The organism is Paraburkholderia nodosa DSM 21604 (assembly GCF_000519185.1).
Taxonomy (GTDB): Bacteria; Pseudomonadota; Gammaproteobacteria; order Burkholderiales; family Burkholderiaceae; genus Paraburkholderia; species Paraburkholderia nodosa.
The window spans coordinates 69701-90161 of the sequence record NZ_JAFA01000003.1 but is presented as its reverse complement, the minus strand read 5'-3'; the positions used below and the strand labels follow the sequence as shown (position 1 = coordinate 90161).

18 protein-coding genes and 1 pseudogene are annotated in these 20461 nt (G+C 66.0%); 8 read left to right on the top strand and 11 right to left on the bottom strand.

Annotated elements, in window-relative coordinates; genetic code table 11:
* Nucleotides 1-30: 30 nt before the first annotated feature.
* The 3 genes from A3CW_RS0104920 to A3CW_RS0104910 are packed head-to-tail and all read right to left on the bottom strand — an operon-like array spanning nucleotide 31 to nucleotide 3016.
* Complete coding sequence (locus A3CW_RS0104920) at nucleotides 31-1497, bottom strand: LutB/LldF family L-lactate oxidation iron-sulfur protein (protein WP_028202563.1); 1467 nt, start codon at nucleotides 1495-1497, stop codon at nucleotides 31-33.
* Nucleotides 1494-2213: a LutC/YkgG family protein gene (locus A3CW_RS0104915; protein WP_028202562.1), complete on the bottom strand. Its 720-nt coding sequence runs from the start codon at nucleotides 2211-2213 to the stop codon at nucleotides 1494-1496. The genes A3CW_RS0104920 and A3CW_RS0104915 overlap by 4 nt, the downstream gene beginning before the upstream one ends.
* Before the next feature lie 11 nt (nucleotides 2214-2224).
* Nucleotides 2225-3016, bottom strand: coding sequence for a (Fe-S)-binding protein (locus A3CW_RS0104910; RefSeq protein ID WP_028202561.1), 792 nt, complete (start codon nucleotides 3014-3016; stop codon nucleotides 2225-2227).
* Nucleotides 3017-3221: 205 nt separating this feature from the next.
* On the opposite strand from A3CW_RS0104910, the pseudogene A3CW_RS45295 reads away from it, so the two are divergent.
* From A3CW_RS45295 to ppk2, 3 genes and pseudogenes are all read left to right on the top strand, one after another.
* Nucleotides 3222-3875 (top strand): annotated as a pseudogene (locus A3CW_RS45295) (FadR/GntR family transcriptional regulator); the annotation flags it as partial.
* A gap of 244 nt (nucleotides 3876-4119) precedes the next feature.
* A complete protein-coding gene (locus A3CW_RS0104900; RefSeq protein WP_028202560.1) occupies nucleotides 4120-4500 on the top strand; it encodes a VOC family protein in 381 nt (126 codons plus the stop codon).
* Nucleotides 4501-4610: 110 nt separating this feature from the next.
* The gene (gene ppk2, locus A3CW_RS0104895; protein ID WP_245623550.1) at nucleotides 4611-5540 is read left to right on the top strand and encodes a polyphosphate kinase 2; all 930 of its coding nucleotides are present in this window, start codon (nucleotides 4611-4613) and stop codon (nucleotides 5538-5540) included.
* A gap of 82 nt (nucleotides 5541-5622) precedes the next feature.
* Here ppk2 and A3CW_RS0104890 read toward each other — a convergent pair whose 3' ends face one another.
* The gene (locus A3CW_RS0104890) at nucleotides 5623-7212 is read right to left on the bottom strand and encodes an inorganic phosphate transporter (protein ID WP_028202558.1); all 1590 of its coding nucleotides are present in this window, start codon (nucleotides 7210-7212) and stop codon (nucleotides 5623-5625) included.
* Nucleotides 7213-7373: 161 nt separating this feature from the next.
* On the opposite strand from A3CW_RS0104890, the gene A3CW_RS45290 reads away from it, so the two are divergent.
* A complete protein-coding gene (locus A3CW_RS45290; protein ID WP_063750802.1) occupies nucleotides 7374-8999 on the top strand; it encodes a sensor domain-containing diguanylate cyclase in 1626 nt (541 codons plus the stop codon).
* Between the two features lie 43 nt (nucleotides 9000-9042).
* On the opposite strand, the gene A3CW_RS0104880 is transcribed toward A3CW_RS45290, so the two are convergent.
* Nucleotides 9043-9447 carry a helix-turn-helix domain-containing protein gene (locus A3CW_RS0104880; protein ID WP_028202557.1) on the bottom strand — a complete coding sequence of 135 codons (405 nt, stop codon included), beginning with the start codon at nucleotides 9445-9447 and terminating at the stop codon, nucleotides 9043-9045.
* Nucleotides 9448-10254: 807 nt separating this feature from the next.
* Here A3CW_RS0104880 and A3CW_RS45285 point away from each other — a divergent pair.
* Entirely contained in the window at nucleotides 10255-10653 is a 399-nt protein-coding gene (locus A3CW_RS45285) for a hypothetical protein (protein ID WP_154677860.1), read from the top strand.
* Nucleotides 10654-10712: 59 nt separating this feature from the next.
* A complete protein-coding gene (locus A3CW_RS0104865; protein WP_028202556.1) occupies nucleotides 10713-11327 on the top strand; it encodes a hypothetical protein in 615 nt (204 codons plus the stop codon).
* 24 nt (nucleotides 11328-11351) lie between these two features.
* Here the strand turns inward: A3CW_RS0104865 and A3CW_RS0104860 are convergent, their stop codons facing one another.
* The 5 genes from A3CW_RS0104860 to A3CW_RS0104840 all read right to left on the bottom strand — a co-directional run bounded on the left by A3CW_RS0104860 (nucleotide 11352) and on the right by A3CW_RS0104840 (nucleotide 17213).
* Complete coding sequence (locus A3CW_RS0104860; protein WP_245623541.1) at nucleotides 11352-11597, bottom strand: DUF2964 family protein; 246 nt, start codon at nucleotides 11595-11597, stop codon at nucleotides 11352-11354.
* Between the two features lie 320 nt (nucleotides 11598-11917).
* A complete protein-coding gene (gene fliD / locus A3CW_RS0104855; RefSeq protein WP_028202554.1) occupies nucleotides 11918-13360 on the bottom strand; it encodes a flagellar filament capping protein FliD in 1443 nt (480 codons plus the stop codon).
* A 157-nt stretch (nucleotides 13361-13517) separates the two neighbouring features.
* The gene (locus A3CW_RS0104850) at nucleotides 13518-14111 is read right to left on the bottom strand and encodes an IMPACT family protein (protein ID WP_028202553.1); all 594 of its coding nucleotides are present in this window, start codon (nucleotides 14109-14111) and stop codon (nucleotides 13518-13520) included.
* Between the two features lie 802 nt (nucleotides 14112-14913).
* A complete protein-coding gene (locus A3CW_RS0104845; RefSeq protein WP_028202552.1) occupies nucleotides 14914-15231 on the bottom strand; it encodes a hypothetical protein in 318 nt (105 codons plus the stop codon).
* Nucleotides 15232-15542: 311 nt separating this feature from the next.
* The gene (locus A3CW_RS0104840; RefSeq protein WP_028202551.1) at nucleotides 15543-17213 is read right to left on the bottom strand and encodes an acyl-CoA synthetase; all 1671 of its coding nucleotides are present in this window, start codon (nucleotides 17211-17213) and stop codon (nucleotides 15543-15545) included.
* 174 nt (nucleotides 17214-17387) lie between these two features.
* Here A3CW_RS0104840 and A3CW_RS0104835 point away from each other — a divergent pair, with 174 nt between their 5' ends.
* Entirely contained in the window at nucleotides 17388-18140 is a 753-nt protein-coding gene (locus A3CW_RS0104835; protein WP_051481274.1) for a Crp/Fnr family transcriptional regulator, read from the top strand.
* A 119-nt stretch (nucleotides 18141-18259) separates the two neighbouring features.
* On the top strand, nucleotides 18260-18619 hold the full coding sequence (locus A3CW_RS0104830) for a DUF4148 domain-containing protein (RefSeq protein ID WP_028202549.1): 360 nt from the start codon (nucleotides 18260-18262) through the stop codon (nucleotides 18617-18619).
* 8 nt (nucleotides 18620-18627) lie between these two features.
* Here A3CW_RS0104830 and A3CW_RS45280 read toward each other — a convergent pair whose 3' ends face one another.
* Nucleotides 18628-20412 (bottom strand): peptidoglycan D,D-transpeptidase FtsI family protein, encoded by a 1785-nt coding sequence (locus tag A3CW_RS45280; protein ID WP_051481235.1) that lies wholly within the window; start codon nucleotides 20410-20412, stop codon nucleotides 18628-18630.
* Nucleotides 20413-20461 lie beyond the last annotated feature (49 nt).

Genomic DNA, 20461 nt, shown 5'->3' with positions numbered 1-20461 from the left:
CGTTATTTCGCAGGCCTGACGACAGGGCCGCTATTGCGGCTGGTCGCGTTCGCGCAGCAGGTCGTGCAGGCTGCGCGGCGCGGGCTTGAGCGGCGTGCGATGCTGCGTCCAGCCCATTTGCTGCGAGGGCGCGAGCCCGCGCAGACGCGTCATGGCCCAGCGCAGCGCACGGTAGGCACGCGGGTGCGCGAACGCGCCGCTCCAGAAGCGCCAGATGAACTGCTCGCCCCTGCTGTGATTCGCGCCCTGGCCGCGCAACGGATGCGCGACGCTTTCCTCGGGGTCGCGGTTCGCTTCGGTGCGCAGGCGCACGAGCAGTTGCGGAATCGGAATGCGCACCGGACAGACTTCGCCGCACGCGCCGCACAGGCTCGAAGCGGTGGGCAACTCGGCGGTCGCGTCGAGCCCGAGCAGATGCGGCGAAATGATCTTGCCGATCGGCCCCGGGTAGGTCGTGCCGTACGCGTGCCCGCCGATGCGCGTGTACACGGGGCAATGGTTCATGCACGCGCCGCAGCGGATGCATTGCAGCGTGGCGCGCAATTGCTCGTCGGCGTAGGCCTGGCTGCGGCCATTGTCGAGCAGGACGAGATGCACCTCGCGCGGGCCGTCTTTCTCTCCTGCGCGGCGCGGGCTGCTGATCAGGTTGAAATACGTCGTGATGGGCTGGCCCGTGGCCGAGCGCGTGAGCAGGCTCGAAAGCGGCACAATGTGCTCGAGCTTCGCCACCACCTTTTCCATGCCCATGATCGCGATATGCACGTCGGGCACCGTGGTGGAAAGGCGGCCGTTGCCTTCGTTTTCCACGAGCCAGAGCGTGCCCGTATCGGCGGCGGCGAAGTTCACGCCGGAGAGGCCGATCTGCGCATCCACGAAGGCGCGGCGCAGCGCCCGGCGGCCCGTTTGAATGAGCGTGTCCACGTCCTCCGTGAAGGGCGTATCGGGGATGTGCGCTTCGAACAGGTGCCCGATGTCGCCCTTCGTCTTGTGGATCGCGGGCATCACGATGTGCGAGGGCTTCTCGCCCGCGAGCTGCACGATGTACTCGCCCATGTCCGATTCGATGCAGTCGACGCCGCGCTCCGCGAGGTAATGGTTGAGCTCGATTTCCTCGCTCGCCATCGACTTGCCCTTGATCACGCGCGTGGCCGCGTGGCGCTGCGCGATGGCGTGGACGATGCGGTTCGCCTCGTCGGCGGTCTCGGCCCAATGCACCTGAATGCCGTTCGCGCGCAGCTTCGTTTCCAGTTGCTCGAGCAGTTCAGGCAGGCGCGCGAGCGCATGCTGACGCACCGCTTCGCCGAGATCGCGCAGGGCTTCGAGTTCGTCCGCCTCGGGGAACTGCGCGGCGCGCTTGCCTTGCAGGAAGTCCATCGCGCCGCGAAAGCTCTTGCGCAGCTGCGGGTCGTCGAGCGCCGTGCGTGCGCGCTGGCGGAATTGTTCGGTCGGGACGAAATGAAGCGTGTTTTCCTGCGAGGTCTGCGTGGTCGTGCTCATTCGGCGGCTCCGTGCTGCACACCCGTTTCGCGATCCTCATCGGTCACGACGACGACCCACAGGGCGCGGGGACCATGCGCGCCATAGGCGGTGGTCTGCTGGATATCCGAGGTCTTCGACGGACCCGAGATCATCACGAGATTGGTGGGCATGCCGTCACGCCAGCGCTCCGCGGCCACGGCGGCATGCAGGTCGGCGTGCAGCGTGTTCGCGTGAATCAGCGCGACGTGCAGCGGCGGCACGAGCGAGACCGTGCGCGGCGCGTTCGCGTCGGGCACGACCACGAGCGTGCCCGTCGCCGCGAGGCCCGAGCGTGCGACGGTGAAGCCCGCGTCGATGGTGTCGAAGAGTTCGGCCTTCCACTGCTCGATCGGTTGCGCGTAATTGCGCGCCTGCACGGCGGCCGGCAGCGCTGCCTCGAGCGCCAGGCCTTCGGCGCAGGCGGTGTCGAGCAGCAGGCTGCGCACGCCCGCCGCTGCGAGGCGCGCAGCGAGATCGACGGCCCACGTTGCGGCGCTCGCGCAGATCACCTCGGCGTGCGCGGCTTCGAGCATGCGCTGGAACTGCGCGATGCGTTCGTTCAGCGCTTGCGGGGCAAGCGCCCGGCGCGCGGTGAAATGCGCGTCGATGCGCGCGTCGAGCGCTTGGAGCGTCGTCGCGGGTGCGGCGGGGGCATGGCCGCGCAGGCGTTGCAGCATGCGCGCACGCGCGCTCATCGTATCGACGTTCATGCGGCCTCCCCGCCGGTGCGGCGCCAGAGGAACGAGGCGAGGTGCTCCACGGCGAGCGGCGCGCCCTTGTGCGCCGCCGCGTGGCCGATGTTGAGCAGGCACCCGCAGTCGGCGGAAACGAGGCGCTCGCAGCCCGTGGCGCAGGCGGAGGCGATCTTGTCGGCGACCATCGCGCCGGAGATGTCCGGATGCTTGAGCGAGAACGTGCCGCCGAAGCCGCAGCATTCCGATTCGCGTTCGTGCTCGATGCGCGTGACGCCCGGCAGCGCATCGACGGCTTCGACGCCGTGCACGCGCGTGCCCATCTCGCGCCGCGCGCCGCAGGAGGTGTGCAGCACGACGCGCTCTTCGGGCTGGCGGACGGCACCCTGCGCGCCATACGCGTGGAAATCGACGTTCAGCACGCGTACGAGGAATTCCGTGAGTTCGTACACGCGCGCCGAGAGTCCCTCGGCGCGCGCGGCGTTGGCGGCGTCGTCATCGAACAGCGCGGGCCAGTGGTGGCGCATCATGCCCGCGCACGAACCCGACGGCACGATCACGGGCCAGGGCTTTTCGAAGAGTCCGAGTTGTGCGAGCGCGACCTCGCGCGCCTGGCGCGGGTTGCCGCTGCTGTAGGCAGGCTGGCCGCAGCAACTCTGGCTGCGCGGGAAATGGACCGTGAGGCCTTCGCGTTCGAGCAGCTTCACCGCGTCGAGGCCGGCTTGCGGCACGAACAGGTCGACGAGGCAGGTGGCGAACAGATAGACGTCGGTGGGGCGCTCGGTGGGGTATTGCCGTGGCTTCATGTCTCGCTCGGTGTCTTTGCGCGCTTTCGTGCTCCTTCTCCGCGCCCGGGGCCGGGCAGGTTGGGGACGAGCGCTGGTTTGGGCGCATAATTCCCGCTTCCGGCGAGCGGTTCAAACTGGTTGGACCACTTGCCGCAAGTTAGAACGAGACTCGGGTATGACAATGAGGGACAGGGCAGGCTCGCGCGGGCGCGTGGAGACCGTGATGCGTCAGATGGAGACGTCGCTGCTCGACGGCACCTGGCGCGCGGGAGCGAAGCTGCCTTCCGAGCGCGTGCTCGCGCTGGAATACGACGTGGCGCGCAACACGGTGCGCGAGGCGATCCAGCGCCTGGCCGCGCGCGGCCTCGTGCAAAGCCGCCCGGGCGCGGGCGTGTTCGTCACCGACCAGCTGCGCACGGGGTTTGCGTCGCCCTGGGGGCAACTCGTGGCCGATCATCCGGCCTTGCGCGAAGACATCCTCGAGTTTCGCCGCGTGCTGGAGGGCGCGACTGCGTATTTCGCGGCCCTGCGCGCGAGCGACGAGGATCTCGCGCGCATTCGCGCGCTGATGCAGGAGCTGGAGCGCACGCGCGAAGTGGACGACAAGGCCGCCGAAGCCGACACCGACGCGAAGCTGCACGAAGTGATCGCGCAGGCTTCGCACAACGCGATGTTCCTGCATCTGCACACGAGCGTGCTGGGCGTGCTGCGCGAGCACATCACGATCAACGGCACGGGGCTGCGCGTGCAGAACGAAGACGCGCCGGACCAGTTGCTGCTGCAGCACCGCACGCTGTGCGACGCGATCGTCGCGCGGCGTCCCGAGGAGGCGCGCACGGCGATGCAGACGCACATCGACTTCGTGCGCACACGGGTGGGAGATGAGATCGGCTGGCCCGAAAGTGGTCCAACCAGTGACGAAGCGCAGCGCGCCGCGCCAGCGGCTGCGCAGGCGGGCAAGCCGGCGCGCAAAACCGCGCGCAAGGCGTTGGGCGGCAAAGAGAAAACGCCAGCCGCCCGCGCTGGCCACGCGAACGCTGCTAAAGTCGGCTGATCGGGCCGACGGGCCTCATTCCGGGCCGCAGGCAGAGCATAGCCGCATCAGCAGGAGGAACGAATAAATGAACGAACGCGCCGCGCAAATCGTAGCGTTGAGCGCCGTGACGCTGACCGTCAGCGACATCGCGCGGTCGGTGCCCTTTTACGAGGCGCTCGGCTTCGTGCAGAGAGCCGGGCCGGCGGTGCCGGGTTTCGCGTCGTTCGAACTGGGCGGCGCGGCCGGCGTCTGCTATCTGAACCTGCTGGAGGGACCGCACGGCGCGGTGAACGGCTGGGGCCGCGTGATCTTCTACGTCGCCGACGTGGACGCCTTTTACGCCCACGCGCTGGCGGCCGGCGCGAGGCCAGAATTCGCGCCGCACGACGCGCCGTGGGGCGAGCGATATTTCCATCTCGTCGACCCGGACGGCCATGAGCTGAGCTTCGCCAGGCCGCTCACTTGAGCCGCCGCAATGCATTTGAAATATTCGTGACACTCGCTGCGCCGATAGTGGCGCGAGTTGACAGCATATCGACCAAGGAGAGAGTCGCCATGAATGAACTGGACCGCACGATGGACGCCGAACAACGGGATGTGGAACAGCAGGAAGCCGAACTGCAGCGCCGCCGGCGTCTGAATGAAGAGCTCATCGACGCCTACGACGAAGAGCTCGAAATGGAGGTCGACGACCGGCTGCAGGAAAGCGGTCTGCAGATCAGCGACGAGGCGCGTGCGCTGCGCCGCGTCTATTTCCGCGAGCTGATCCGTCTGCAGGGCGAGCTCGTGAAGATGCAGGACTGGATCGTGAGCACGGGGCACCGGCTCGTCGTGATCTTCGAGGGACGCGACGCGGCAGGCAAGGGCGGTGTCATCAAGCGCATCACGCAGCGGCTGAACCCGCGCATGTGCCGCGTGGCCGCTCTGCCTGCGCCGAACAACCGCGAGCGTACGCAGTGGTATTTCCAGCGCTACGCCCAGCATCTGCCGGCGGGCGGCGAGATGGTGCTGTTCGATCGCAGCTGGTACAACCGCGCGGGCGTGGAACGCGTGATGAACTTCTGCACCGACGACGAATACGAAGAATTCTTCCGCTCGGTGCCCGAGTTCGAAAAGATGCTCGTGAGGAGCGGCATCCAGATCGTCAAGTACTGGTTCTCGATCACCGACGACGAGCAGGAAGTGCGCTTCCAGAGCCGCATCGACGATCCGCTCAAGCAGTGGAAGCTCTCGCCGATGGACCTCGAAAGCCGCCGCCGCTGGGAGGCCTACACGCACGTGAAGGAAGTGATGCTGCAGCGCTCGCACATTCCCGAGGCGCCGTGGTGGGTCGTGCAGGGCGTGGACAAGAAGCGCGCGCGTCTGAACTGCATCCACCACTTGCTGAGCCAGGTGCCGTATCACGAGATCGAGCACCCGCAAGTCACGCTGCCGTCGCGCGTGCATCATCCGGATTACATTCGCCAGCCGGTGCCGGAGGATATGTTCATTCCGGATATTTATTGAGGGGTTGGCCCGTTCGCAACATTCAATTAAAAAGCCGCGCTCCCCTCACAGAGAGCGCGGCTTTTTTTCTGGCCGTTCGTGCTCAGAACACGTGCTTGAACACCCAATAAAGCGCCCCCGCCAGCACGATCGAAACGGGCAGCGTGAGCACCCACGCCATCACGAGGCTGCGCACCGTATTCCATTGCAGGCCCGAGCCGTTCGCGGCCATCGTGCCCGCCACGCCCGAGGAGAGCACGTGCGTGGTCGAGACCGGCAGACCGTACACGTCCGCCGCGCCGATCGTCACCATCGCCACGACCTCCGCGCAGCCGCCCTGGCCGTAGGTCAGGTGCTGTTTGCCGATGCGCTCGCCCACCGTCACCACGATGCGCTTCCAGCCTACCATCGTGCCGAGCCCCAGCGCGATCGCCACGGCGACCTTCACCCACGTCGGGATGAATTTCGTCGCGTGGTCGATCTGGCTGCGGAAGTTGTTGATGGACTTCAGGTCGTCGGCCGAGAAGGGCACCGCCTTCTGCTTGTCGAGCAGGCGGATCGCCTCGGAAATCACGTACATGTTGTTGCGCACGTTATCGACGACCGACTGCGGCACTGCCGCGAGCGAGCCGTAGCCGTGCACCTGTTCGGCCACCTGGTTCGACAGCGCGGCGAGCGCGGGCACCGTCGTGCTCGAAATCGCGCGGCGGCCGATGAAGCGTTCCACTTCGGCGCGCGGATCGGCGGGCGCGGCCACGCCGTTCGTGTAGCGCTCGAGCGCGCGCGTGGCGTCGTGTGCGACGGCGACGAAGGTCTGCGTCTGCTCGGCCGTCACGGCACGGTTCAGCGCATAGGCCGTGGGCACTGTGCCGATCAGGATCAGCATGATGAGGCCCATGCCCTTCTGGCCGTCGTTGGAGCCGTGCGCGAACGATACGCCCGTGCAGGTGAGGATGAGCAGCGAGCGGATCCAGAACGGCGGCGGTTCCTTGCCCTTCGGCTCCGAGTAGAGCGCGGGCACGCGCACGACGGCCTTGAGGATAAGCAGCAGCAGGCCGGCCAGCAAAAAGCCGACGATCGGCGAAAAGAGCAGCGACTTGCCCACGCCGAGCGCCTGGCTCCAGTCCACGCCGCTCGTGCCGTTCGCGCCGTGCATGAGCTGGTTCATGAGGCCCACGCCGATGATCGAGCCGATCAGCGTATGTGAGCTGGACGATGGCAGGCCGAAATACCACGTGCCCAGATTCCAGACGATCGCGGCGATGAGCAGGGCGAACACCATGGCGAAGCCCGCGCTGCTGCCCACCTGCAGGATCAGCTCCACAGGCAGCAGTTGCAGGATGCCGAAGGCCACCGCGCCGGTGGAGGTGAGCACGCCGAGGAAATTCCACGCGCCCGACCACATCACGGCGATATTGGGCGAAAGCGAGTGCGTATAGATGACGGTCGCGACCGCATTCGCGGTATCGTGGAAGCCGTTCACGAACTCGAAGCCGAGCGCGATCAGGAGCGCGATGCCGAGCAGGATCCAGGGCATCGCCGAGCTTTCGCGCACCGGCGAGAGATCGTCGGCGAGATGCATCCCCACGTACACGGCGCCCGCCGCGATGACGATGAGGAAGGCGAGCAGGCTGACGTTGCGCCCGCGCGCGGGGGCGGTGCCCGGTTGCGGTGACAGGGAAAATTCTGGCATGGCAGGCGGGCTCCTGGGGGAGGGAGTGGGCAAAGGTTTCGCCTCCGATCGTGAACCGCCCGGGTGTCCGTTTGATGACGGATTCGTGCCAGCCATGCCCGATGCATGCCCGATAGACCGGCGCCCCATCGATTCGCGCCGTCAGCAAGAGGATTGCGCAGATGCCAAAACGGGTTCTTTCGCTGCGTCTTCTGGTGCGCCGCTGGGCCATCGCGCGGGCGAAGGCGGCAACGGGCCTGATCGGCAACTATCCCTTTTTCGCAGGGCTCTCCGGCACGCTCGTCGCGACGGTGATGGCGATCCTGACCTACGCGGCGCTTTACGAGGGGCGTGCCGAAGAGTTGCGTCACGCGCAGGAGAACTCGCACAACCTCGTGCAGCTCATCAGCAACGACATTGGCCGCAATGTCGAAATTTACGACCTGTCGCTGCAGGCCGTGGTCGCGGCGGCGCAGCAGCCGCAGACCTGGAGCATGCCCGAGGCGCTGCGCCAGCGCGTGCTGTTCGACCGGGCGATGGCGGCGTCGAGGCTCGGCGGGGTCTATGTGATCGACGCCACGGGCCATGTGAAAGCCTCGCGCAGCAACGCCTCCGAGGTGTCACCCGCCGGCGTTTCGTTCGCCGACCGCGACTACTTCATCGTGCAGCAGCGCGACCCGCATGTGGGCCTCTTCGTTTCGAAGCCGTTCCATTCCCGCCTGCGCGGCGGGGCGCTCACGATCGGCCTCACGCGCCGCATCAACGCGCCCGACGGCACGTTCGCCGGCGTCGCGCTGCTCGGGGTGCGCCTCGACTATCTTCAGCAACTGCTCGAGCGCATCGACCTGGGCCCAGGCGGCCACCTCTTCATCCTGATGCGCGACGGCACATTGCTCGCGAGCAAGCCGCCCTCGATGCGCGGCGTCGGCTCGAACTACGAGGACCTGCCGAATTTCGCGTTCTTTTCGGGTCGCGACACCGGCACCTATACGTCGCACTCGGCGCTCGACGGGGTTGAGCGCATCTACACGTTTGCGCACGTGGGCAACTCGCCGTTCATCGTCGTCGTGGCGCCCGCCGTGGAGGATGTGCTCGCCGGCTGGCGGCGGCGCAGCTATATCGCCCTCGTGATGACCACGGTGTTCGGCGGCGCATGGGTCGTGGTGTCCTGGATGCTCGCATTCGCGCTGCGCGACAAGGTGGTGGCCGAGGGCAAGCTCCTGCGCCTCGCCGTCACCGACCCGCTCACGGGGCTTGCGAACCGCCGCGCGCTCGACAGCCGTCTCGCGCAGGAATGGCATCACGCGGTGCGCGAACGCACGCCGCTTGCCGTGCTGTTTTTCGATATCGACCACTTCAAGCTCTTCAACGACACCTACGGGCACGCCGCCGGCGACGAGGTGCTGGTGTTCGTGGCCGGGCGCATCGCCGCAGGATCGCGGCGCGCAACCGATCTCGCCGCGCGCTTTGGCGGTGAAGAGTTCGCGGTGGTGCTGCCGGGCACGGCGCTCGACGCCGCGACGCGCTTGGCGGAGAAGATCCGCAAACGCATCGAGTCGGACAAACTCACGCTGAGTGGTACGCACCATGGGTGCGTGACGGTGAGCGCGGGGTGTGCGAGCTGCAATCCGCCGGAGGGCGGCAGCGGGGCGAAGCTGCTGGCCGCTGCCGACCGCCTGCTCTACGAGGCCAAGGAAGCGGGCCGCAATCAGGTCCGGTCGCAGCAATGGACGGGCGAGGGGGCGCAGCCGCTGGTGGACTCCGAGGCCGGAACCCGAGGCCGCGATGCGCCCGCAACGCGAGGCTGAGGCGCGCCGGCTTTCGTGCGGCGCGCGACGTCCTCCATCCCGTTCAGCGCGCGGATTTCGACAGCCGGTGGCCGAGGCCGAGGTTCGAGACGATCTGCCAGGTATAGACGCGCGAATAGTGCACGCCGAACTGGCGGCCGATCAGCTCGCGCACGCGGCTGTTGGTCCACGCATCGCTCGCAAAGCCGTGCTCTCGAGCGGAGCCGTGCAGGGCGCTCGCGATCCAGCCTAGCGCGGCTTGATCGAGCACCGAAGGACGGCCGCCCACGCTCATCTGCTGGAGCGCGGCGAGTCCGCCGTCCTCGACGATGGACTTGTAGCGCCTCACCGTCTGGGCGGAAAGGTGGAGTGAGTCGGCGACGCTATTCACGGTCGCGCCTTCCATCAACATCTGGCCGGCGGCCATTCTTCTCGCGACGCTCGGCAGGTTCTCGGTTCGGGTAAGCATGTGTTCACTCGTCGACGAAAGATTCCGGACACGCGGCAATGCGGATGTGCCGCTCCTGTAACCCTTCCTGCAAGCGGGTCTTGTCGCTTGCCATGGACCCGGCGCCGGTGCGGTGACGCGGGAGCATGACGGACGGCGAAATCGACGCCCGGTGAAGGGCGCTTGTTGCGAAACGCCTCGGTGTTCCGCAGCGGATATTAATAATTGTTTTTGTAGGGAATGTGTATAGCTAGCGGAAAAATAGTCTGCTTGACTTGTGGATAATCCTGAACTAATGGGAAAAAACAACCGACTCGCGTTGGTCAACAATGGGCGCCGCCATTTCGTGCCGATCCCGCAATGCGAAGTTTGCTCCCATTGCAGCCAGTTAACCTGACTTAATTGCTCAAAGATTGGAAAGCAACACTCCGCATTGTTTTGTATGACTAATTCGGTATTCAGCATATATTGAGTTGAATCGCTTTTATCCAATATGGATTAAATAGTGGCGGTCGCACCTTTAGATGTTTGTTAGCGTGTTCGGCCACCACCCGGTAAAAAATGGCGTGCCTCGGCATGGGTGGCGACGGCGATGGAGCAATTTCAGGGAGTGATTTGATTTTTTTGTGCAGAATGTTTTCGCAAACATTTCGAATCGATTCGAATGCGGATTGGATTCGAATCAGCGAATGCAGAATGCCGGATTCGCCGCGCAGCGTATCGCGTAGCGAAACGGGTCCCTGAATCCTGCCGGGCCGCCAAATGCGTCTGCGCGTTTCGTCACACGATGCGCGGCATGGGCGGCGGCCCGCTTTCTGGCCGCTGCGGATGAATCAAGAACTCGATGAAAAGGTAGGTCGTTTGTTGCGCCGCGCTGCGAGCCGGCGCTCGCTCGTGCCGTACGGTGCGTTTCATGCCCTGTTCGCGGGCGACGTGCCGTTGCGGGTGCGTTACGAAAAGCTCGAGGCGGCCGCGGCCGCGCTATGCGAGCCGCGCGACGCCGACTATGCCTCGCTGCTCTCGACCGATTCGGGCCTGCCTGGCCCGGACTTCTATACGCGCTTCAAGCGCCTGCATACCGAGCGCTACTACGAAACGCTCGGCGCGGACCGGCATCGCATGCTGCGGCTTGCCGAAAAGCGTCAGCTCGCGAACGAGGAACGCGAGCGTGTCTATGCCCATTACCTGCGCTGTGTGGCCGAAGAAGCCTGCATGAACAGCGCTTGACGCGTGAGAGCGGCGCCATGCCGCTCTCTTGCCATTCACGATCCACACAAGGAGGCTACATGTCCACGCGCTATCGTTCTTCCGCGCCGCTGCTCGGCGCCATACTCGTGCTTGCCCTCGGCGCGTCGCCGCAGGTGCCGCTGTTTGCGCAGACGGCGTCCGATGCCGCGCCTGACAGTGCGCCCAACGCCGCGCTGCAGATCGGCGAGGTGCAGACCACGGCGACGGTCGTGAGCATCGACGCCGCCACCAACTCGGTCACGCTGCGCGGCGCGCGACGCAACCTGGTGACGGTCGCCGTCGATCCGGCAGTCGGCGACGTGAGCAAGCTCAAGCCTGGCGATCATGTGAACATCCTCTACAAGGAGGCGTTGCTGCTGCGCGCCGAAAAGATGGCCACGAGGGGCATACGCTCGCGCGTCGATACGGTCGCGACCACGCCCGCTTCCGGTGGCATGACGGCGACGGCGCGCAGCGTGCAGGTGATCGCGACGGTGGAGAAGATCGACCGCAAGAGCCGCAAGGTCGCGTTGCGCGGACCGAACCGCACGGTCGTGGTGGTGGCGCCGCCGGACGTGCCGCTCGAATCGATCAAGGTGGGCGACAGCATTCGCGCCGACTACGTGGGCGCGACCGCCGTGCATGTCACGCGCGACGGCCAGAACTTGCAGTGAGGCAGTGACGCCAGGGCGGCGTGGCTAGTCGGCGCGATTGCGGTCGCGCACGAGGATCGACACGTAGATCGCCGTGCAGACGATGATGACGGCCACGCCGGCAATCACCTTCTGGTGGTCGAAGTTGATGAGGCCGACCACCGCGATGGCGATGCCGGCGGCAGAGCCGAGCGTGCCCATTGCGGCCACGAAAATGCGCACCTTGCTCCAGACGCGATGGCGCCGCTCGGGACCTGCGCCTTCCATAAACCGATGCAGTCGATCAAACATGGCGGCTCTTCCGGGTTGGGTAGAAGACGGTCATGCGGGCGTGAATCAACGAGCGGCCCGGACCAGATCAAGTATAGCCAGCCCATTATTACGCGTTCTTTCAATTGGCTGCGCCCTCGCGCGCCGGAATTCCCGATCGTTTTTTGCGCGCGTTTAAGTTTGTCTTAATTTTGGCTCGCCATGATGGAGCGGTCGGGTCGATTTGATAGTTCGATTCGCGGTTGTTCTTCACGTCCCCTGTTGGCCGCCGATTCACTCGGCGGCCTTTTTTTTCGTCTGCCGTCGACGTTTGCTAGCGTCGAGCCCCGCGCATTCAAGCCTTATTTGTGATTCGTGGCGAGCGCGCCCGCGCTGTTTGCGCCGCCAAAGAGCTGTGTCAGATATTGCTGGTTGTTGTTCATGATCGACATGAGGTTATTGAGCGCGGTGAACTGGCGGTTGAATTTCGCAGTGAGCTGGGTTGCGCGCACATCGAGCATCGACGACTGTTTTTTGATGTCGTCGAGCTCCTTGTTGATGGCCGTGCTGCGCCGCTCGATGATGCCGCTCGACTGCACGTAGGGCGTAATGACGCTGTTGAGTTTCGCAGTCATGCCGCTACTGCCGAACAGCGCCGCAATCGCACTGTTGCCCGGCTGCAGCGCCTTCTTGAACGTCTCGTCGTCGATCTCAAGCTTGCCGCTCTTGTCGAGCTTGATGCCGATCTCGCCCAGCGAATGGGTCACGCCGTCGCTGCCCTTCACGCCCGCCGAAACGACCGCCGGCAGACTCGCCGCGAGGGTGCGCGCGATCGAGTCGCCGAGCAGGGCGCCCGCTTGCGCGCTCGTCGAACCGGTCGCGGCCGTGTAGGAGGTCAGCCCGTTCAGGGCATCCACATAGCCGTTGTACGCCTTCACGAAGTCGCGGATGGAGGTGCCCGTCGCTTCGGTGTCGGGGGCGATGGTGAGCGTTTGCTTTGTGCCCACCGAGGCGCTTGCGAGCTTGATCGTGATGTCGCTCACCACGCCCTCGACCGTGTTGCTTGCGCTCGTGACGCGCGTGCCGTCGATGCGCAGCTCGGCGTCGCCGGCTGCCTCGACTTCGCGCATCTGCGAGGAAGCGAGGCGCGCATCGAGGCCCGGGCCCGCCTGCACGTCGATCGCGTTGGCCGCGCCGGTCTTGTTCGCGGTCAGCACGAGGTGCTGACCGTCGGCGCCGTTGACGATCGAAGCCGTGACGCCGGGGTTGTCCTTCGCCCGGTTGATCGCGGCGACGACGTCGGTGAGCTTGTTGCTGCCCGCGGCGATTGTCAGGTGCATGGACTTGCCGCCCATCGAGATGTCGAGGCTGCCTTCCCCGAGCGTCTCGCCCGTGTCGAAGCTGTCCGACGCGAGCTTGTGCGCCGTCGCCAGGCGATCGACTTCGACCGTGAAGCTGCTCGCCACGGCGTTCTTGCCGGCCACCGCGCTCAAGCCCTTGTCCTTCTCGCTCGTCGTGGCGGTGAAGCGTTGCAGCGCGGCGCCATCCTTGAACGGCTCGAGTGCGGTCTGGAGCGAAGCGAGCGCCGACTTCAGCGTGCCGAGCGCCGATAGCGTCGTGTTGCTGGCGGTCTGCTTCGCGCTGAGGATGGCGCTTGGTCCCGCGATCTTTGCGTTGACGAGCGCCTTGACGAGCTGATTGACGTCGAGCGAGGAGTTGGTCGCGCCGCTGATGATCGACTGGGCGGCGTCGCTCAGCGCGCTGTTCGCGCTGGCGGTCGTGGTGTTCGTGATCGTGCTTGCCATGAAAGAAGTCCGTTCGTCCTGGTGCGTCGAGTCGACGGAACGCGCGAATGCGCGGCCATGCTTTCATTACGGCAAGCTTTCATGAAACTTTATGAAAGAAATGAAAAGATTTTGAAAAGTGTGCGACTTGCACTGCCCGGGCAGCCGGCCGCCCGCTTCAGACGTGCTCGGGGAAGCCCGAGCGGCCTTGTGTGAGGTCGGTGAGCGTGGTGCGCGCGGCGTCCACGGCGGTGGCGGGCAACTGGATCGTGAGGCGGACCGTCATGGTGTACTGGCTTTCCACGAGCGTGAACTGCTGCTGGTCGATCCAGTGGCGCACGCGGGTTTCGTCGGGATAGCCGAGTTCGACGGTGAGGCGCGCCTGCGCGATGCGCTCGACGCGTTCGGCCCCCTGTAAGGCGCTGGCAATGGCGTCGGTATAGGCGCGCACGAGGCCGCCCGCGCCGAGCTTCACGCCGCCGTAGTAACGCACCACGGCGGCGAGCACGCCGTCCAGGTCGTGATGGCGCAGCACTTCGAGGATCGGGCGCCCGGCGGTGCCGGAGGGTTCGCCATCGTCGGACATGCCGGACTGGCCGCCCGCGAGCAGCGCCCAGCAAACGTGCGTGGCGGTGGGATGTTCGTCGCGCAGACGGCGAATTTCAGCCATGGCCGCTTCGCGGTCGGCAACGGGAATGGCGTGCGCGATGAAGCGGCTCTTGCGGATATCGAGTTCCGCGCTGACGGGATGGGCGAGTGTGAAAGTTGGCACAAGCGGGGGGCACTGCAGGCGAAACCCCCATGTTAACCGATGCGCACGGGCCGGCTTTCGACGTCCGTCCCCATATCTTGCCAGTTTGCGTAATGGTGCTTTGCGCGAGACGCTAGTGACGCCCCGGCCTTCAGCCCGGATAATGCACGGCATGACGGATCTAGCTCTGGCTGGAGCGAAGCCGAACTCCTCATTCGGTGATCCGTCATCGTTCTTTCTTTCGCGGCGCCGCTGTACCGTTGCGGCAGACGTGATTCTCCCAAAGCACAGAAGCCAAAAAAAGCCCCGGTCGGACGGTGTCACGACCGGGGGTCACAAGGCTCGCCTGTTCTCAAGAGGCAATCCCACCTTAAGTCCGCAAAATTGCGTCCGCAATCGGAAAAAAAACCTGGTGCGCCTGGCGCCCAAAGGGCGCTAGTGTTCTCATTCGCGCGCAAAAAAAATCCCGGCCATCTCTGGCCGGGCAATGAGAATACACCGTGCGCTCCGGGGAACGAAACGCCCATCAACGTTACCCGCGGGCCGTGCGGCCGGCAACACTTCCCCATTACCTGCAATTACTGACGTCTGCCTTTCTGGCCGCGACCGGCGCGCGGCGCGGCAGGCCGGATCCGCCGTGTGGCGGGCATCACGGCAAAATTGATTCGCATATCGAATGATATCCGTGCGTTCGCACGCACATGGCGAAGTAAGGCGCCGAAATGCGCCGAGGCCGGTCTCCCCTGGGGAAGACCGGCCTCGGTGTGCCGCTTCGGCCGTCTCCGGAGGAGGCGGCCGTTAGATCACGCGTGCGTCATGCGGATCAATAACGCGGCGGGGGCGGCGGACGATGGTCGTCGTCGCGGTAGTGCTGGGGACCCGGATCGTGCGGATGATGGTGCATCCACTCGTCGTGCTCCCAATAGCGGTGGCCGTCGTAGTAACGGTTGTCGTGCCAGCCGATCGAGACGTGCGCCTCCACCGGCATCATGTGCGGTTGACCGTATTGCGGCGCCGAGTCGGCACGCAGCCCATACGGTGCGGATTGAGCGAAGGCGCTCGATGCGCCCATCAATGCGCCGCCGGCGATCAGGGCTGCGGCGATGGCGCGGGCGGGGGTCTTCCAGCTCTTCGTATTCATGAGTTACCTCCTCTTTGGTTGCGTCGTCAGTCACGCGGCATCGGGATGCCTTTGTGTTGCGACCACGGTTCAAAGCTTATCGGCCCGAAGCGGAGGAATACGTGACCACTTGTAAGCTTTCGTTTCATACGATTCTTCATGCAAGAAAGGCCGGTTTGACACTTGGCCCTTGATGCAGAAAGGATTAAGCGTCGCACCTGACAATCGGGAACGAGCCATAGGGGGTCGTGTTGTCAACTGACGTTACATTCGGGCGGCGCTGCCCGCCCGAATGCGTCACTTGTACCGGCCAGCAGGTCCCGCTGTCGTTCTTACCGGGGTGTTTTCGGCGCGGGTTGCGCGCCAGCTACGTCGATTGCGCTTTGCGAACCTAGTTGTGCGCGCAACTCATATTTCTGGATCTTGCCCGTGGCCGTGCGCGGCAGTTCGCCGAATCGCACGGCGCGCGGTACCTTGAAGTGCGCGAGAAAGAGCCGGCAGTGCGCGATGATTTCCTCGGCCGTGGCGCTCGCGCCGGGCCGCAGTTCGACGAACGCGCAAGGCACTTCGCCCCACTTCGGGTCGGGCATCGCCACGACGGCGGCGAGCGCGACGGCCGGATGGCGATACAGCGTGTCTTCCACCTCGATGCTCGAAATGTTCTCGCCGCCCGAGATGATGATGTCCTTGCTGCGGTCGGTAATGCGCACGTAGCCGTCGGGCGTCATCACGCCGAGGTCGCCCGTGTGGAACCAGCCGCCGTGGAACGCTTCTTCGGTCGCGCGCTCGTTCTTCAAATAGCCCTTCATGCAGATGTTGCCGCGGAACATGATCTCGCCGAGCGTTTCGCCGTCGGCGGGCACAGGTTCCATCGTCTGCGCATTGCGCACGCTCACGCCGCTTTGCAGGTGATAGCGCACGCCCTGACGTGCGGTGAGGCGCGCCTGTTCCTCGTCGGGCAGCATCTGCCAGCGCGCCTGCACCGCACATACGGCAGCGGGGCCGTACACCTCGGTCAGGCCATAGACATGCGTGAGTTCGATGCCGATCGCCTTCATCTTCGCGATCACGGCCGGCGCGGGCGGCGCGCCGGCCACCATTGTGTGCACCGTGTGAGCGATGCCTTCGCGAAACGCTGCGGGGGCGTCGGCGAGCGCGCCCTGCACGATGGGCGCGCCGCAATAGTGCGTGACGCGCTCGCTGCGAATGAGGTCGAACACGAGCTTCGCGTCGAACTTGCGCAGGCACACGTTCACGCCGGCGCGCGCGGCGACGGTCCACGCGAAGCACCAGCCATTGCAGTGGAAGAGCGGCAGCGTCCAGAGATACACGGCGTGCTTGGGCATGTCCCATTCGAGGATGTTGCTCACCGCGTTGAGGTACGCGCCGCGATGGTGATAGACCACGCCCTTGGGGTCGCCCGTCGTGCCCGAGGTGTAGTTCAGCGCAATGGCGTCCCATTCGTCGCGCGGCGGCTCCCAGGCGAACTCGGGATCGCCTTGTTCGAGGAACGCCTCGTAGTCGGTTGCGCGCGGGAAGCACTCGGGGTCGGCGGCCGCGATGTCGGCCACGCTGATGATCCTGAGGTTGGGGAATTCGAGCGCCGCGCGCTGCGCGAGCGCCGCGAATTCGGTATCGACGATCAACGCCTTCGCCTCGCCATGGCGCAGCATGAACAGCATGGTTGCGACATCGAGTCGCGTATTGAGCGTGTTGAGCACCGCGCCGAGCATGGGCACGCCGAAGTGCGCCTCGACCATCGCGGGGATGTTGGGCAGCAGCGCCGCCACCGTGTCGCCGCGGCCGATGCCCGCCCGCGCGAGCGCGCTCGCGAGCCGCCGCGTGCGCGCATAGGTTTCGCGCCAGTTGCGGCGGATGTCGCCGTGGACGACGGCCACGCGATCGCCATAGACTTCGGCGGCGCGGGCGATGAAATCGATCGGCGTGAGCGGCACATAGTTGGCTTCGCGTTGCGCGAGCCCTTCTTCGTAGGGGTGCAACATGGCGGTGTCTCCGAACGGTTATTGGTTTGTCGATATGATTCGCGCTACCGTAGCAGGGCCGCGCACGCCAGTCTGTCGCCGGCGCGACAGAGCGGGCCGCGACGCACGGTCCGCCCGACAAGATCGACCCAAAGATTGACCTAACCCCAGGAAAGCGCGATGTCGCAATCCATTATGCCCCCGGACGGGGCACCGCCCGCCCGCGATTCATGGCGCGAAGGCGAGCGCATCGACGCCGCCAACGCCGCGCGCCTGGCCGCGCTGTTCGAGCGTTGCGCGTGGTTCCGCGCGCTTGCGCCCGAGCATCGCGAGTGGGTGCTGGCGTCCTCGCATGCGCAGGGTTATGCCGCGGGCGCGATCGTCGCCGCGCGCGAAGCGCCCTCGGACTGGTGGCTCGGGGTGAGTTCCGGCCTCGTGAAGCTGGCGATCTTCAATGCATCGGGGCGCGGCTGCACGTTTTCGGGCGTGCCGCACGGCGGCTGGTTCGGCGAGGGGAGCGTGATCAAGCGCGAACCGCGCAAGTACGACGTGATCGCGCTGCAGCCGTCGCTCGTCATGGCCGTCGCCACCGAGACGTTCCACCGGCTCATGGACTGCAGCCTGCCGTTCAACCGCTTCGTGATCCATCAGCTCAACAACCGCATGGGCGAGTTCATCGCGTTGATCCAGAACAGCCGCTTGCTCGACGTGGATGCGCGCGTCGCGCAGTCGCTCGCGCAGATGTTCAATCCCGATCTCTACCCGGAGACGGGTCGTGCGCTCGACATCTCGCAGGAGGAGATCGGCATGCTGGCGGGCGCGTCGCGTCAACGGATCAATCAGGCCCTGCAGGCGCTCGAGCGCCAGGGGCTCGTCGCGCTCTCGTATAACCGCGTGGACGTGCTCGATCTCGACGGGCTGCGCGCGTTCGGCCGCGACCAGATCTGAGGATCGCAGAACTCCTTATCAATCTTGCGAGGAATAGAAGACTCTCTCCCTCGCGAGCCGGTTTTTAGGCGTGGCCGCGCTGCGTAGACTTTGCTCATCGAATTCATACGGAGAGCATGGTGAAAAACGCAATGCTGCGCGCGGCGCTGGTGTCGATGATGGCGATCGTTCCGGCGGTCTCGTTTGCCCAATCCGCCGGCACACACAACGGCCCGGTGACGCGCGCCCAGGTGCTGCAGGAATTGGTCGATCTGGAGTCGGTGGGCTACAACCCGGCTTCGGCGAACGACGCCACGTATCCGGAAGATGTGCAGAGCGCCATGCGCCGGCTCGCCGAAAAGCGCGCCAACGAAGCGCGCCTGGCGCAGGAGCAGGTCGCGCAATCGGGCTACGGCGCACCGTCCGCGCCCAATGCAGAAGCGGGCGCGCCCGCCGCCGTGTCCGGCAGCGAGCCGCCGCCCGCGTATCGCCATCATTGATGGCGGTGCTAACCGCGCCCTGAGCCGACCTTGGTGGCGCTGGCACCCTTGGCGCTCTCGGGCCCGGCCGCGACATCGGGCGGCACGCCGAGCAACTGGAGCGTGCCGGCCGTCACGCCCGAGAACACCGGCCCCGCGACCGTGCCGCCATAGAACGCCTTGCCCGCCGGATCGTCGATCATGACCGCGACGATCACGCGCGGCGCGCTCATCGGCGCCATGCCGACGAACAGCGCCCGATAGCGGTTCTTCGCGTAGCCCGCGCCGACCTGCTTGCGCGCGGTGCCGGTCTTGCCGCCCACCCGATAGCCATCCACATTGGCGGCGCGCCCGGTGCCGCCGTCGCTCGTGGCCATTTCCAGCATCTTGCGCATGGCCGCGGCCGTGGCCGGCGTCGTGACCGCGCGCGCCGCCGACGCGGAAGCGCCGCCCGCGCCGCCTGACGCATCGCGCAGGAGGGCGGCCGGATGCAGCGTGCCGTCGCCGGCGTAGGCCGTGTAGATCTGCGCCATCTGCAAAAGCGAAGTGGACAGACCGTAGCCGTATGCCATCGTCGCCTGCTCGATGGGACGCCAGCGCGCCCACGGCCGCACGCGGCCAGGCGCTGCGCCCGGGAAGGTGACGCCGGGCCTCTGCCCGAGCCCGTACTCCTGATACTTGTCCCAGATCGTTTGCGCGGGCAGATTCAGCGCGAGCTTGGCGAGCGCGATGTTGCTCGACTTCTGGATCGCCTCCGCCACGGTCATGCGGCCGTGATTCGAGGTGTCGTGAATCGTCGCGGGGCCGATGCGGTATGTGCCCGGCGCGGTGTCGATGATGGTGTTCGCGTTGACCTTGTGCAGGTCCATGGCCAGCGAAACGACCACGGGCTTGATGGTCGAGCCGGGCTCGAATGTGTCGACCACGGCGCGGTTGCGCAACTGCTTGCCGGTGAGCCGCGTGCGGTCGTTCGGGTCGAACGACGGCCAGTTCGCGAGCGCGAGGATTTCGCCGTTCTGCGCGTCGAGCACGACGACGCTGCCCGCTTCCGCATGATTCTTCGCCACGGCGGCTTTGAGTTGCGTGTACGCGAGCTGCTGCACGCGGCGGTCGATGGTGAGCTGCACGGTGTCGCCGTTGCGCGGCTGCACGCGCTCGCTCGGCTCGGAAACGACGCGCCCGAGCCGGTCGCGGATCACCTCGCGCTGCCCCGGCGTGCCGCGCAGGCGCGCGTTCGCGGCGAGCTCGACGCCTTCCTGGCCGGCGTCTTCGATGTCGGTGAAGCCCACCACGTGCGCGGCCGATTCGCCTTCGGGGTAGTAGCGCTTCGAGTCGGCGATCAGGGTGAGGCCGCCCGCGCCCATCTCGTCGATGTGCGCGGCGGTTTCGGCGTCCACCTGGCGCTTGAGCAGCACGAAGGAGCGGTCGCCGGCAACGCGCCGTTCGAGTTCCGCGAGCGGCATGTCGAGCAGGCGCGCAAGCGGCGCGTGCGCGGCGGCGTCGAGAAGTCGCGGATTCACCCAGACTTCGAAGCTCGCGAGGCTCACGGCCAGCAGTGCGCCGTTGCGGTCGACGATGCGCCCGCGCATGGCGTCGAGCTCCAGCGTGCGCTGGTAGCGCTTTTGGCCCTGCTTCACGTAAAAGCCGTGATTGGCAACCTGAATCCAGAACGCGCGCCCGGCCAGCGCCGCAAAGGCCGCGAAGGTGATGAACACGATGAACTTCGAGCGCCACGCGGGCAGGCGCGGCGCAAGCATCGGGTGACGGGTCGCGGTTGCGTGCGGGTCGCGCGGCGGTTTCCTGGAACGGATCATCAGTAAGGCAGATGGCGGGGGCAGAGTCACATTGTAAACATGATGTAAT

Bases quoted from the DNA above. Each gene is read 5' to 3' on its own strand.
- A3CW_RS0104920 (WP_028202563.1), bottom strand. From the start codon at position 1,497: ATGAGCACGACCACGCAGACCTCGCAGGAAAACACGCTTCATTTCGTC.
- A3CW_RS0104915 (WP_028202562.1), bottom strand. From the start codon at position 2,213: ATGAGCGCGCGTGCGCGCATGCTGCAACGCCTGCGCGGCCATGCCCCC.
- A3CW_RS0104910 (WP_028202561.1), bottom strand. From the start codon at position 3,016: ATGAAGCCACGGCAATACCCCACCGAGCGCCCCACCGACGTCTATCTG.
- A3CW_RS0104900 (WP_028202560.1), top strand. From the start codon at position 4,120: ATGAACGAACGCGCCGCGCAAATCGTAGCGTTGAGCGCCGTGACGCTG.
- ppk2 (WP_245623550.1), top strand. From the start codon at position 4,611: ATGGACGCCGAACAACGGGATGTGGAACAGCAGGAAGCCGAACTGCAG.
- A3CW_RS0104890 (WP_028202558.1), bottom strand. From the start codon at position 7,212: ATGCCAGAATTTTCCCTGTCACCGCAACCGGGCACCGCCCCCGCGCGC.
- A3CW_RS45290 (WP_063750802.1), top strand. From the start codon at position 7,374: ATGCCAAAACGGGTTCTTTCGCTGCGTCTTCTGGTGCGCCGCTGGGCC.
- A3CW_RS0104880 (WP_028202557.1), bottom strand. From the start codon at position 9,447: ATGCTTACCCGAACCGAGAACCTGCCGAGCGTCGCGAGAAGAATGGCC.
- A3CW_RS45285 (WP_154677860.1), top strand. From the start codon at position 10,255: ATGAATCAAGAACTCGATGAAAAGGTAGGTCGTTTGTTGCGCCGCGCT.
- A3CW_RS0104865 (WP_028202556.1), top strand. From the start codon at position 10,713: ATGTCCACGCGCTATCGTTCTTCCGCGCCGCTGCTCGGCGCCATACTC.
- A3CW_RS0104860 (WP_245623541.1), bottom strand. From the start codon at position 11,597: ATGTTTGATCGACTGCATCGGTTTATGGAAGGCGCAGGTCCCGAGCGG.
- fliD (WP_028202554.1), bottom strand. From the start codon at position 13,360: ATGGCAAGCACGATCACGAACACCACGACCGCCAGCGCGAACAGCGCG.
- A3CW_RS0104845 (WP_028202552.1), bottom strand. From the start codon at position 15,231: ATGAATACGAAGAGCTGGAAGACCCCCGCCCGCGCCATCGCCGCAGCC.
- A3CW_RS0104840 (WP_028202551.1), bottom strand. From the start codon at position 17,213: ATGTTGCACCCCTACGAAGAAGGGCTCGCGCAACGCGAAGCCAACTAT.
- A3CW_RS0104835 (WP_051481274.1), top strand. From the start codon at position 17,388: ATGCCCCCGGACGGGGCACCGCCCGCCCGCGATTCATGGCGCGAAGGC.
- A3CW_RS45280 (WP_051481235.1), bottom strand. From the start codon at position 20,412: ATGATCCGTTCCAGGAAACCGCCGCGCGACCCGCACGCAACCGCGACC.